Here is a 12,530-nt window from a genome sequence, read left to right as displayed (position 1 = left end):
TCCAATGCCCACGCTCTACCTCACTTGCGGTCTTCCCGGTTCGGGGAAGACGTCGCTCGCCGAGATAATACGAAGCATCTGCCCTCCGGCTGACCGGAGACGACTGGATGCACAAGCTTTACCCCGGCATCTCTACGCCAGAAGCCGAAACTGGTCCGTGCCGAGGTCGGGTCGAGACCCTACAATGGCAGATCGCTCTGCGTGCCCTCAGGCTTCAGTGTAACGTTGTCGTGGATTGGGGAGTGTGGTCACGGGCAGAACGCGAAACCTGCCGGGAGGAAGCTCGCGCAACTGGTGCCCGCGTCGTCCTCTGCGTCCTCGACGTTCCCTTTGACGAGCTTTGGGACCGGGTCTCCCGGCGAAACGCCGAGCTTCCAGTCGGCACGTTCGACATCTCGCGGGCGGACCTGCTTAGGTGGTCGAAGCTGTTCGAGCCGCCAACCGCCGAGGAGTTGGCCCTTTACGATCGACAAATCCATCCAGCCATCACCGCCCTTACATGAAACGCCACAGCGCCAGGGTATTCTCAATCTGCGGTAGTCCGGACCAGCTCGTTGATTTCGCGTAAGATGACAGCGCAATTATTTATAGCAGCTTTCTGGCCGTCGTGCTCATGCTGCGAAGGTCTGCTTTGGGGTCGCGAGGGGTCCGACTGCTTTGCGCCTCGAGCACGAACCCGCTTCGCGGGAGGGCGTGCGCGGTGAGGTTGGTGTGATTATCTGAAGTTCTGGGCAGGCTGTTGGTGTTGCCTGACCATTGAGTTCCCTTCAACGAGAGGAACGTTCAATGGCCAGCTTCTCCAATGATGCCCCGACCACCCCGCTTCGCCAGCGCATGCAGGAAGACATGGTGATGCGAGGGTTGGGATCCCACACTCAGCAGGACTACATCCGTCATGTCCGGCGCTTCGCCACGTTTCTTGGGCGTACCCCTGACACCGCAATGGTCGAGGACATACGACATTTCCAGTTGTATCAGCATGAGAACGGTGTGGGTCCGGCCACGATCAACGGCACGGTTTCGGCGCTACGCTTTCTGTTTGCGGTGACGCTAAAGCGGCGGGATCTGGCGCGAGCGCTGGTGATAACCCGCAATCCACGCAAGCTACCCGATGTGCTGAGCATGGAGGAAGCTGCGCGGTTGCTCGAGGCGGCGCCAGGCATCAAATACAAAGCGGCGCTTGGCGTGGCCTATGGCGCGGGCTTGCGCGTCTCCGAGGTCGCGCATCTCAAGGTCGATGACATCGACTCGACGCGCATGCTGATCCGCGTTGAACAAGGCAAGGGACGCAAGGATCGCAATGCCCTGCTTTCTCCGCAACTCCTTGAACTGCTGCGACTGTGGTGGCGCGAAGGAAAGCGGCGCGGCGTGATGCTGCCTCATGGCTGGCTGTTTCCGGGGCGCAGTCGCACCGACCCGATCTCGTCGCGGCAACTGCATCGCGCGGTTCAGGAAGCTGCGGAGGTCGCCGGCATCCACAAGCGCGTCAGCCCGCATACCCTACGGCACAGCTTTGCCACCCACCTTCTGGAGGATGGCACCGATATCCGCGTCATCCAGGTTCTGCTCGGACATAGCAAGCTGGAGACGACCGCGCTCTATGCGAAGGTCTCCACCCGGACTATTCACGCGGTCGCAGGGCCCCTCGACCGGCTGATGGCGCTGATGGAAGGCAAAACGCCCGACGGCTGAGCCATGCGCACCTCGATTGAGGTCGCCGATATCTTCCGTGTTGCCGGGCCGACCTATCGGAAAGCCCATGGGGGACACCTCAGCTTGGCCCAGTTCAAAGTGATGTCGGCGGTCGAGCACTGCCGCACCGCTGCATTGGGCGGCCATGTCGAGGCCTGCGAGGATTGCGGAGAGTGGCGCATTGCCTACAATTCCTGCCGGAACCGGCATTGCCCGAAGTGCCAGGGCGCCGCCGCACGCACATGGCTCGCCGAGCGCGAGGCTGATCTCTTGCCGGTCGGATACTTCCATGTCGTCTTCACGCTGCCTGCCGAGATCGCCGCGATCGCCTTCTACAACAAGGCGCTCGTCTACGACCTTCTGTTCAAGGCCGCATCGGAAACGATGCTGACGATCGCCGCCGATCCGAAGCATCTCGGCGCGCGCATCGGCATGACCGCCGTGCTGCACACATGGGGATCGGCCATGACCCATCATCCCCATGTTCACATGATCGTGCCAAGCGGCGGCATCTCCCTTGATGGGTCACGCTGGATATCGTCACGTCCTGCATTCCTCTTGCCGGTGCGTGTGCTAGGCAAGCTCTTCCGGCGCTTGTTCCTCACGAGACTGCTCCAACTCCACGATGCCGGGCGGCTCGGCTTCTTCGGTTCGGCTGCGCATCTCACTGACCGTCGGGCATTCGTACGGTACCTGTCGCCGGTGCGAAAGAAGCGTTGGGTCGTTTATGCCAAGCCGCCCTTCGCGGGACCTGAGGCGGTTCTTGCCTATCTGTCACGATATACGCACCGGGTGGCCATCTCGAACAGTCGTCTGATCTCGTTCGACGAGACCGGTGTCACCTTCCGCTACAAGGACTACCGCCGCGACGGCCGCGACCGGCAGCAAATCATGACGCTCGCGACCGTCGAGTTCATTCGCCGCTTCCTGCTCCATGTCCTGCCGCGCGGGTTCCACCGCATCCGGCATTACGGTCTGCTCGCCGGCAGCTCCCGAAAGATCAGCATCGCTCGCGCCCGCGAACTCCTGAACGCTGTCCCGCCGCCCGCTGACGACGCAACCGATGAGCCGAACGATATCCGCCCGCCATGCCCATGCTGCGGCGGACGTATGATCGTCGTCAAGGTGTTCGAACGCTGGCGGCAACCGCGCGGACCGCCAGATAAGGCAACAACGAACCGGGAGAGTGCGTCATGACCCGGCATGGCAGATCCATTCATATGGTCCACTCAAAACAGAGCCGGCCAACGGGAGGGCCTGCGCCAGTCCGAATGGCGCTGGCTTCCAACCGGCCAAACGCTCTCCCAATCACCACGAAACTCTCGGCCGTCACACCCGAAAACACCAATCTTCACCCGCTGGGACCGACAAGCGACGCTGCGAGCAGCGGCCCGCCGGAAGATCCGATACACAAAACCCCATAGCTCACGGAATGCCGACCGCGGGTTCCTGCATGAGAGGCTTTCGTACGCCTGACGGCACCCGAAACCCTTCACCATGTCGGTCGTTAAGACACCGGTTTGTCGTTCTGAGAGCTGCCGGTCGACTACGAAAGCGATAATGCCGCCTGTGAGCCGTTCAGACGGCTAGCGTTCCCACAATAATCGAGTGCTCCCCATCCCATTCTCAATACTTTCAGGGCGTCAGGTGAGTTGAGCGAGGATATCGTCGACGACACTTGGGACGGTACCCGCCGTGTCGATATTGATGCCGACGGGAAGATATTCCCGGGTATGATGGTAGCGGAGTACCAACGCCCGCTCGGCCGGCTCGAAGCCCGGCTCATTCGGCCGCCCATCTAATCGTCGGTTCAACGTCTCTACGTCGATGTCGAGTACGAAAACCTTGTCGAATAGGTCCAGGAATTTGTGGACATTGCGCGAGCCGCCACAGAAGAAGGTGGCAGGATATGTGGTGTCGGCAGCAATAGCGTGGACCTTGTCGACAGGCCAGATCCAGTGCGCGTATCCCCAAACGATGCGGTCCGCGCCTTCGGGCGGTCCTGCGAGTGCCTGGCCTGTCTCGGGGTCGCCGACGTAGGCCAAGACCCGGTCACCATGGACGACATGGTAGCCCCGCCGCTCCAGTTCGGTAGCGACCGATGTTTTTCCAGTGCCGGAACCGCCTTCGATCAGATAGTTTTTGATTCCCATAGGCGCCGTTTATCATGGCCTTCAATCTGGTGAGAAGACACTCTACCTGGGAACGCTCCGCCAACGAGCTGACCTGATCAAGGTATTTCGGCACTTTTCGAATTAGCGGCGAATGTCTGGCGGATACGCGCCCACGCTCCGGCCAGAAAGGCCGGTGGGGTCACTTCCCAAGAGCAGACGTTCCCCCGAGGCGAGTTTCCCGACCCGCGCTACTCGCCTATGCTGGAAAGCAATTCGTCGAGCTGATCCAACTGCTCCGGCAATGCGGCCGCCGAGCCCTGTAGTGCTTCCTCAAGCGCCTCCTTGGACGGATAGACTTCGTGGAAATTCACTAGTGTCCTCCCGCCTTGGTCCTCGAAGGTCACGGTCGTGATCGCGCCCTCTTCGCCCTCGTCGTTGGTCCAGACGATGCGCTCGTTCGGCACCACCTCGAGATACTTGCCATAGAAGGCCATGGTGTCCGAACCCGTGGCGGCAAATTCCAGCCGATATTTGCCGCCGGTACGGACGTCCATATCGCACGATACGAGCGAAACGCCGGACACCGATTTTGGCACCCACCAGCGCTGGAACAGCTCAGGCTGGCTCCACGCCCTGTAAACCGTGCTCAGCGGCGCATTGAATGTCCGCGTTACGACGAGTTCGCGATCCCCTCTGCGCTCGACTGACGTGCGGTTCTGCGCACCACCTGCACTGTTAACTTGCTGAGTCATGGCTTCCCGCCTGTTTCATTTCGCTGATGATTTCGTCCAATGCTTCGAAGCGAGCCTCGAAGAGCTTGCGATGCGCCTCGATCCACTCGGCCTCCGCCTTGAGGCCGCGTTTCCCAAGCTTGCATGTTCTCACCCGTCCGACCTTCTGCGTGACGACGAGCCCCGCACGCTCGAGAACCTGGACGTGCTTCTTCATGCCGGTCAGCGTCATCTGGAACTCATCCGCGAGACTGGTGATCGACGCATCCCCTCGCCCAAGCTGATCGATGATCCCGCGGCGGGTCGCATCGGACAGCGCCGCAAACGAGAGATCGAGGGGAGGACTTAAATACTGAACCATCTAGTTCAGCATGTAACCCGCTCGCGCAGAAAGCGCAAGCGTCCCGAACTTTCCTGCCGTAGACTGGTCATTCGAGGTCATGCACCGCGGCGGGCAGCAAAATCGTCTGCTGCGGGTCAAGCGGACCTTCGAGCCGCTAATGAACGAATGTCAGCTTTCAGCGCCTGCTCCCCGAAAGCAGTCCGCCGGCTACGGCCCCGTCGCTCCTTGCGTTCGCACGTTTTTCCGACGGCCAATGGTGGCCGAAGGAGAACTCAAATGGGTACCGCGCAATACGATCCTGCTGCACTCGGTCGACCGGCATGGAACGTCGGCCGGAAGGTCGGCGTAAAGAAGCCCCTGAAGCGGCGCCAGATTTGGGCAATTCGTTTCTTCCTCGCTAGGGAGGGGCGCATGCGAGACCGGGCGCTGTTCGATCTCGCAATCGACAGTAAGCTACAAGGCTGCGATCCGGTTAAGATCAAGATCGGAACCCTCGTCACCGAAGCGACGGGCAATCTTCGTGCAATCCAGATCCTGCTTGGACATACCAAGATCGAGAAACGGTTAGGTACCTGGGCGTGGACATCGAGGATGCGCTGGAACTGGCGGAGCATACAGAGATTTGACAATGTGCGGCCCCGCTGCGTGCGGGGCCAAGCTGCTTGGGGAAAGCATTCTGGATTCTCGCAGTCCTATCGAGCGGCTATGCGCCCTCACTGCGGTCATTCGCGGTACAGATCGACGTTCCCGGAACCGGCCTTTCTTTTGGCGCAGGGAACAGATGAAAGGGCTCGTCGAGGATAAGCGTTATGGTCGGCTATCCAGAAATGACGAGAGGATTGCCATGTGCGTTTCTCCTTCGAGAACTGCTATTTTCACATGGGGATACAGGACTGACGGGCGGGAAAAGAACTGGTCCCTACTTCCGAGGACCACCAATACATCCGGTCCCTCAGCTTCAGGCGTCGCGGAGAGGGTCAGTTGCTCCCATTCCCATTGATGACCTCAGAGCCGGCCATGACACAGATGCCTTACTTGCAGTCCGGACGGTCGGCATATAAATTATCCCAATGCTTGATCGTTCATCCCAGTCTCCGACGCAAATTCCTACGGACGCACTAAGCGAAGTTCTACAGGACTTTCGCCTGAGTGGAGTCAACTACGGCCGCTGCGAGCTACGTCATCCATGGAGCATCGCCTTTCCGCAGCAACAGCTGCTTCGCTTTCATTTCGTCAGTGAGGGGCCATGCTGGATCCATACCGAAGCCCAAGGATGGCAGGAGTTGCAAGACGGCGATCTGGTGTTGTTGCCACAAGGTGTCGAACACCGACTGGCCAGTAAGCCTGATGTTGTCGGGGACTCGCTTAAGAGCTGCCAGGTCACCAAGTTGGGGGGCAATGTCTGCGAAGTGGTGCAGGAAGGAACAGGAGCGACGAGCACCTTGTTCTGCGGTTCCATGGCTTTGGGTGCGAATGCCCTCAACCCGTTGATCGCTCTGATGCCACCGATCATCAAGGGTTGTGATGTTGCTGGCAATGATCCGATCGTCGGCCCCCTCCTCGCCGCCATGACGGCAGAGGCGTCGCAGCCCCAGATAGGCAGCGCCACGGTCTTGTCACGCATGGCGGACGTACTCGTCGCGCGGCTTATTCGCTGCTGGGTCAATTGCAGCGGAGCCTCGACCAGCGGCTGGCTCGCCGCGATCCGTGATCCTCATATCGGTCGTGCGCTGGCAGCCATGCACCGAGATCCCGGCCATGACTGGACGCTTGAGACCCTTGCTGGCGTGGCAGGTCAATCGCGCTCGATCTTCGCGGAACGCTTCAGCGCCATCTTAGGGGAAGGCGCGGCACGGTATCTCGCCCGTCTGCGCATGCAGCTTGCACGAGAGTTGCTCGGTCAAAACATGTCGGTTGCCGAGGTCGCTTCTCAACTGGGCTATGAATCTGAAGCTTCTTTCGCTCGCGCCTTCAAGCGCATCACCAGCGTTTCACCTGGCGTTGTGCGCCGCACCATTTCCGGACGAACGGACATAGAATTCGGACTTTAGGACACATATCATCCTGTTAGACTCCGCTATTAAGACCTCCAAACCTTGGAGGTACTTCAATGACGGACACAACATCACAGCTTGACGGCCCCGCGATTGGCCTCGATTCTACCGTCCCGAGTACATGGAGCCCCACGACCTGGTTTGCCGTTATTTCAATGGCAGCCACAAGCTTTGCGCTGGTGTCGGCTGAATTCCTGCCGGCAGGTCTGTTGACGCCAATGGCGCGTGACCTTGGCGTCAGCGAGGGAACCGCCGGTCAGGTTGTCACCGCCACCGCGTCTGTTGGCGCGGTGACGGCCTTGTTGAGCAATGTTCTCATCGGCAAACTGAACCGGAAGACTGTCCTGGTTGGCCTAAGTGCCTTGGCTATCGGCTCCAATCTCGTGGCCGCGCTCGCGACGGATTTTTGGCTATTGTTGTTGGGCCGAGCCGGGCTGGGCATCGCGCTCAGTGGTTTCTGGGCGCTTTCAGTTGCCGTCGTGGCGAGATTGGTTGGCACCAATGCGACAGGTCGGGGTATGGCTATAGTCACCCTCGGCGTCTCTCTTGCCACCATAGCTGCACCATCTATGGGTGCTTTGATTAGCGATTGGCTCGGCTGGCGTGCCGCCACGGCCATGACTGCAGGGCTCGCAGCGATTGCGATGCTGCTGCAGATACTCAGCTTGCCGACGCTACCCGCAAGCACAAGCAATAGTCTTTCCGACGTCTTCCGGCTGACGAAACGGCGCACTGTTCAACTTGGAATGCTTGCCATCCTCTTGCTGATGACGGGACATTTTGCCGGCTCGGTCTACGTGCGACCCTTCCTCGAACAAGTGACGCTCCTTGGCACCGGGCCGATTGCCTTGGCGCTCCTCGGGTTTGGCATCGCCGCTGTGATCGGCAATGTCGCCGGCGGCCGACTGGCAGACGCAAATATCCGCATGGCGCTCGCTGTCACCGGCGTATTGATGGCGTTTTCGGCGCTTGCTCTCGTACTCTGGGGTGCACATAGCGGCATCGCGTTTGCCCTGGTTACACTTTGGGGTTTCGCTTTTGGGATGGCTCCGGTGGTACTGCCTACCAACTTGTCCCGGGGCGCAGCGGACGCCTTGGAGGCTGCTGGCAGCCTGATGGTCGTTTCGTTCCAGGTCGCCATCAGCATCGGTGCGCTATTCGGCGGCTATGTGGTCGATCACTATGGTGCCTCAGCGCCATTGACATTTACAGCCGTCTTAGCGGCATCGACTATCGTTCTGGCGTTGCTTCAGCCCCGCAGCTGACTCTTGGAGCTCCGGCCAAGGTGAGCAGAAGAGGCGAGGTCTCAAGTGGCCGGAGTGTCGGGTGAGGCTAAATCCGTGACATGGCGGTGCTTTCTCGTTCCGGCGAGGAAGCACCGCCCGATCGCCGATGACCGCGACAACAACAATCTCGATTAAGCGGCGTGGAAGATCGGCGCTCACGACTAGCACGGCCGGTGTGCGCCTCATGTCGATCGTTAAGACACCGGTTTGTCGTTCTAAGAGCTGCCGGTCGACTACGAAAGCGATAATGCCGCCTGTGAGCCGTTCAGGCGGCTAGCGTTCCCACAATAATCGAGTGCTTTCCATCCCATTCTCAATACTTTCAGGGCGTCAGGTGAGTTGAGCGAGGATATCGTCGACGACACTTGGGACGGTACCCGCCGTGTCGATATTGATGCCGACGGGAAGATATTCCCGGGTATGATGGTAGCGGAGTACCAACGCCCGCTCGGCCGGCTCGAAGCCCGGCTCATTCGGCCGCCCATCTAATCGTCGGTTCAACGTCTCTACGTCGATGTCGAGTACGAAAACCTTGTCGAATAGGTCCAGGAATTTGTGGACATTGCGCGAGCCGCCACAGAAGAAGGTGGCAGGATGTGTGGTGTCGGCAGCAATAGCGTGGACCTTGTCGACAGGCCAGATCCAGTGCGCGTATCCCCAAACGATGCGGTCCGCGCCTTCGGGCGGTCCTGCGAGTGCCTGGCCTGTCTCGGGGTCGCCGACGTAGGCCAAGACCCGGTCACCATGGACGACATGGTAGCCCCGCCGCTCCAGTTCGGTAGCGACCGATGTTTTTCCAGTGCCGGAACCGCCTTCGATCAGATAGTTTTTGATTCCCATAGGCGCCGTTTATCATGGCCTTCAATGTGGTGAGAAGACAAGGCCCCTCAGCTCACCGCTGACGGGAAACCTGTCGTTGACAAGGTGACTGCGATCCGATCTGCGCGGGGTTCATGAACGGCTCCCTGGGCGTCGTCACGAAGTCTCATTCTAAGGGTGCCTGGGTACGGTTCGACGACGGCGCTGAAGATGTGATCACTACGGCCGACCTTGAGAAGCTCACCCACGGCTGGGCGATCAGCGTCCACAAGGCTCAGGGATCGGCGTTCAAGCGGGTCATAATCCCCGTCGTCCGGTCGAAGCTGCTGGACCGAACCATGCTCTACACCGCGATAACACGCGGCATAGAAACCGTCGTTCTCGTCGGCGACATCGATGTCATCAACGAGATAGTCGCGGCGGCTCCAGCGAGCCTAGCCAGAGGACACGGTCTTGAGTTTGATGTTTAAGTGCATGATTATGTTCCTTGGTTTTATAATCAGATATATTTGAATTGGGGATTGTATTGGAACGCTTCGCATTACGCCGCCTCCGCAGTGATGACGCGTCGGCATTCAGGCAAGTCCGCCTCCGGGCACTTCGCGAGCATCCCGAGGCGTTTGGAGCCTCTTGGGAGGAAGAGCAGGATCAGCCCGAATCTCGCTTTGCCGAACGGCTCGAAAACGGACATGTCATCGGCGGTATATCCGAAGGGGAAATGATCGTAGGGACCATAGGCATCTCCCGCTCCAAAGGCCAGAAGACGCAACACATTGGGTCCATCTGGGGAATGTACGTGAGCCCGGCTGCGCGGGGAAAAGGTTTGGCTCGGCAGTTACTCAACGCGGCAGTAGCGGAATTTGGACCATCAGTAAGATCGCTTCGGCTTTGCGTAGAAGCAAACAACGATCCGGCTATCAAGTTGTATGAATCAGCGGGCTTTAAACGTTGGGCCCTGGAAGCGGAGGCCCTCAAGGTCGGCGACACATTCCATGATGAAATATTGATGCGCTTGGACGTGAGATGAAATCGGGGAAATAGGTCTCGACGGCCCCGAGATCGGTCCCGCCAACCACAGCCTCCACTTAGGTGGATAAAAGACTGATAACTTCATCTGTCGGCCGCACATCGCCAAAGCTCCGATAGATATTGTGAAGTGCTGCGTTGTGGTCCTGATCGCGCCTTGCAGCCGTCCCGTCAGCTACGAAAACTACCCGGAACCCGCTGGCGTAGGCGTCTCGGGCCGAGGACTCACAGCAGATGTTCGTCACGGTTCCGGTGATGATGACCGTGTCGATTCCGCGAGCGCCAAGGGCCGCAGGCAGGTCTGAAGAGCCAGGGAAAAACGCGCTATAGGCGGACTTCTCGAAATACAGGTCTTCCGCTTGCGGTGACAGGCCAGCCCACACTCTCCCCGATATCGGGCCAGCGCCGCCTGACGTCCTGAATACTTCGGTTACCTCTTCGCCAAAGAACTCCCGTGTGAGGTCTGGGTGAGGTTGATCGGAGCCCGGAACAACCCACGCCACGGTGCCACCAGCGCTGCGAAGGGCGTCTCCGAGGCGAATGACGTTGGGCAGTATCCCTCTGCAGTAGCCGCTTTCCTCAACGAAAAACGGGACCATATCGATTACGATCAGGGCCGTGCGGCGGGCGTCGACAGATTCATATGCATACCGTCGCCCACGTCTCTGCTCCTGCCGGTCATACTCACGCTCCTCAATCATCCAATTGTGGAGCTTTGGGCGTGGACCGGAAACATTCGGCACAATTGCTCTGCCCTGATCAGAATCCATCTCGGCGAATCCTCGTACGATGCAAGGATGATCACCGTCCTTTACTTGCGCGTCAACGACTTCACACCAAGCAGTCTTAAAGCCACAGACGGGTGTTTGGACCTAGACCGTATGTTCGCTTGGTGAAGGTGGCCCGCCCCCGCGTTAAGCTAAAATCGGGGGTTGCTCTGGATAGGCCGGAGCCTTGCCCCATGCTTAGCGAGGGCGAACCATGAAAGAGGATAGCGTAATTTTCATCGGCTTGGATACGTCGAAGTTGAAGATTTCGGTGGCGATTGCTGACGGAGCACGCAACGGCGAGGTACGGTTTTTAGGCGACATCTCCTCGGAGCCGGCGTCGGTGGCATCAATGGTCAATAAGCTTTCCAAGCGCGGAGCCAAGCTTCACTTTTGCTATGAGGCGGGTCCCACGGGGTAAGGATGCAGCTTGAGACAAGTCGCCATGAACCCGGGCTGTTCCCCCGACGCCGCCAAAGGTGATATTTCAAATGACCTTCAAACCGATCATGTGTCGGAAAATTAGTCCGGTCAGTTGGAGCGAGCGCCTTTAAATAAGCATCAAGCCTAGATAAGTGCGCTTAATTAACGAGACGACCGTCCATCTCCCAAGCGCGGATTCAGAGCAAGCCGCATAGATTTCAATGACAATGGATTTGGCCAGCATTCAACGTGCCGCGTCCCACTCCGGAGTGCGCGCTGCTTCCTCCGCTATTCCCCGTTGCCGAAGGAAAGCCGTTTACACCATTGGCAAGTGAGCGTTGGTTACGAGCTGCGCTTTTAGACGCGCCGTCTCCAACCCGAGCTCCATGAACCGCCGCGCATGCTCGGCAAGTGCAACATTGTCGCTCCAGAGGTTCCTCCAGATCGCCGTTTTTAACGACAGGTCCTTGTCGACGATTGTGGTGGAGAATGACTCAAATGTGACAAAGTCATCCCATCCAATTGATATGAGGGCGTCAAAGATCGCGACAAAATCGATGTTCCCCGTACCGAGGTAGCCACGGTGGCTTTCACCGATGTGAACGTAGCCGATCTTGTCCGCAGCATTGCGAATCGCCAGACCCACGTCGGCCTCCTCGATGTTCATGTGGAATGTGTCGAGGTGAAGAAAGACGTTCGAGGCGCCTGTGTCCTTGATGTAGGCAAGACCCTGGGCGGCGGTATTGAGCATGTTGCTCTCGAAGCGATTGACGATCTCCAGGTTCAAGGTAACGCCAGCCGACTTCGCACGTTCCGCGACTTTCGACAGCGTCCTTACGCTTGTGTCCCAGGCCTTTTTGGTCAGCGCGTTCTCCTGCTTCCCATGTGCGGAACTCAGGATACCTGCAAGCTTCGATCCGCCGAGGTCCCTGACGAGGGCAACCGCACGGTCGAGAATATCGACACCGTTGGCGACGACGGATGCATCGTCACTGGAGATATCCCCTTCCGCCGGCAGCCCCATGCTGATCGCGACATCCAGGTCGAGTTGTTCGATACGCGAGGCGAGCCATTTCACGTCGACCTGTTTTGGATCGAGATACGAGAATTCGACAAGCTTGAAGCCAAGCTCGCGGGAGCGTTCAAGAGTTCTCGCCAGCTCGTCTTTCGAGGAGCCGGCGCTCCAGACGAAGGAGTGGACGCCGATTTTGGACATAAGACCGTATTCCTGATTGCTTGAGATCACGACCCGCCGAGCACAGAGGCATCGGCGGG

12 protein-coding genes and 3 pseudogenes are annotated in these 12,530 nt (G+C 59.0%); 9 read left to right on the top strand and 6 right to left on the bottom strand.

The genetic code is table 11. From position 1 onward, the window contains the following. The first annotated feature begins 4 nt into the window (after nt 1-4). The 3 genes and pseudogenes from LPU83_RS65535 to LPU83_RS65525 all read left to right on the top strand — a co-directional run bounded on the left by LPU83_RS65535 (nt 5) and on the right by LPU83_RS65525 (nt 2,889). Nucleotides 5-503: pseudogene (locus LPU83_RS65535) on the top strand (P-loop nucleotide/nucleoside kinase family protein). Nucleotides 504-786: 283 nt separating this feature from the next. Beyond that, on the top strand, nt 787-1,692 hold the full coding sequence (locus LPU83_RS65530; RefSeq protein ID WP_040680778.1) for a tyrosine-type recombinase/integrase: 906 nt from the start codon (nt 787-789) through the stop codon (nt 1,690-1,692). 3 nt (nt 1,693-1,695) lie between these two features. Further along, on the top strand, nt 1,696-2,889 hold the full coding sequence (locus LPU83_RS65525; RefSeq protein WP_040680885.1) for an IS91 family transposase: 1,194 nt from the start codon (nt 1,696-1,698) through the stop codon (nt 2,887-2,889). A 446-nt stretch (nt 2,890-3,335) separates the two neighbouring features. Here LPU83_RS65525 and LPU83_RS65520 read toward each other — a convergent pair whose 3' ends face one another. The 3 genes from LPU83_RS65520 to LPU83_RS65510 form a co-directional block, all read right to left on the bottom strand. After that, entirely contained in the window at nt 3,336-3,845 is a 510-nt protein-coding gene (locus LPU83_RS65520; protein WP_040680883.1) for a DEAD/DEAH box helicase family protein, read from the bottom strand. Nucleotides 3,846-4,054: 209 nt separating this feature from the next. Continuing rightward, the gene (locus LPU83_RS65515; protein WP_024319143.1) at nt 4,055-4,558 is read right to left on the bottom strand and encodes an SRPBCC family protein; all 504 of its coding nucleotides are present in this window, start codon (nt 4,556-4,558) and stop codon (nt 4,055-4,057) included. Beyond that, nucleotides 4,542-4,898 (bottom strand): ArsR/SmtB family transcription factor, encoded by a 357-nt coding sequence (locus tag LPU83_RS65510; RefSeq protein WP_024319144.1) that lies wholly within the window; start codon nt 4,896-4,898, stop codon nt 4,542-4,544. Before LPU83_RS65510 ends, LPU83_RS65515 begins: the two co-directional genes overlap by 17 nt. 258 nt (nt 4,899-5,156) lie before the next feature. On the opposite strand from LPU83_RS65510, the pseudogene LPU83_RS74695 reads away from it, so the two are divergent. The 3 genes and pseudogenes from LPU83_RS74695 to LPU83_RS65495 all read left to right on the top strand — a co-directional run bounded on the left by LPU83_RS74695 (nt 5,157) and on the right by LPU83_RS65495 (nt 8,199). Beyond that, nucleotides 5,157-5,506 (top strand): annotated as a pseudogene (locus LPU83_RS74695) (hypothetical protein). Between the two features lie 444 nt (nt 5,507-5,950). Further along, complete coding sequence (locus LPU83_RS65500) at nt 5,951-6,931, top strand: AraC family transcriptional regulator (protein ID WP_024319145.1); 981 nt, start codon at nt 5,951-5,953, stop codon at nt 6,929-6,931. Nucleotides 6,932-6,990: 59 nt separating this feature from the next. Beyond that, a complete protein-coding gene (locus LPU83_RS65495) occupies nt 6,991-8,199 on the top strand; it encodes an MFS transporter (RefSeq protein ID WP_024319146.1) in 1,209 nt (402 codons plus the stop codon). Nucleotides 8,200-8,550: 351 nt separating this feature from the next. Here the strand turns inward: LPU83_RS65495 and LPU83_RS65490 are convergent, their stop codons facing one another. Then, a complete protein-coding gene (locus LPU83_RS65490) occupies nt 8,551-9,060 on the bottom strand; it encodes a DEAD/DEAH box helicase family protein (RefSeq protein ID WP_040680880.1) in 510 nt (169 codons plus the stop codon). A 113-nt stretch (nt 9,061-9,173) separates the two neighbouring features. On the opposite strand from LPU83_RS65490, the gene LPU83_RS65485 reads away from it, so the two are divergent. Together LPU83_RS65485 and LPU83_RS65480 are read left to right on the top strand one after the other, a co-directional pair. Continuing rightward, the gene (locus tag LPU83_RS65485) at nt 9,174-9,509 is read left to right on the top strand and encodes an ATP-binding domain-containing protein (protein ID WP_024317137.1); all 336 of its coding nucleotides are present in this window, start codon (nt 9,174-9,176) and stop codon (nt 9,507-9,509) included. 56 nt (nt 9,510-9,565) lie between these two features. Next, the gene (locus LPU83_RS65480; RefSeq protein ID WP_024317138.1) at nt 9,566-10,066 is read left to right on the top strand and encodes a GNAT family N-acetyltransferase; all 501 of its coding nucleotides are present in this window, start codon (nt 9,566-9,568) and stop codon (nt 10,064-10,066) included. 58 nt (nt 10,067-10,124) lie between these two features. Here the strand turns inward: LPU83_RS65480 and LPU83_RS65475 are convergent, their stop codons facing one another. Beyond that, nucleotides 10,125-10,835, bottom strand: coding sequence for a cysteine hydrolase family protein (locus LPU83_RS65475; RefSeq protein ID WP_024317139.1), 711 nt, complete (start codon nt 10,833-10,835; stop codon nt 10,125-10,127). A gap of 211 nt (nt 10,836-11,046) precedes the next feature. Here LPU83_RS65475 and LPU83_RS65470 point away from each other — a divergent pair. After that, nucleotides 11,047-11,250: pseudogene (locus LPU83_RS65470) on the top strand (IS110 family transposase); the annotation flags it as partial. A 321-nt stretch (nt 11,251-11,571) separates the two neighbouring features. Here LPU83_RS65470 and LPU83_RS65465 read toward each other — a convergent pair. Further along, nucleotides 11,572-12,471 (bottom strand): sugar phosphate isomerase/epimerase family protein, encoded by a 900-nt coding sequence (locus tag LPU83_RS65465; protein WP_024317141.1) that lies wholly within the window; start codon nt 12,469-12,471, stop codon nt 11,572-11,574. Nucleotides 12,472-12,530 lie beyond the last annotated feature (59 nt).

This window comes from Rhizobium favelukesii (assembly GCF_000577275.2).
Lineage (GTDB): Bacteria > Pseudomonadota > Alphaproteobacteria > Rhizobiales > Rhizobiaceae > Rhizobium > Rhizobium favelukesii.
This window is presented reverse-complemented; position numbering and strand designations above follow the sequence as displayed.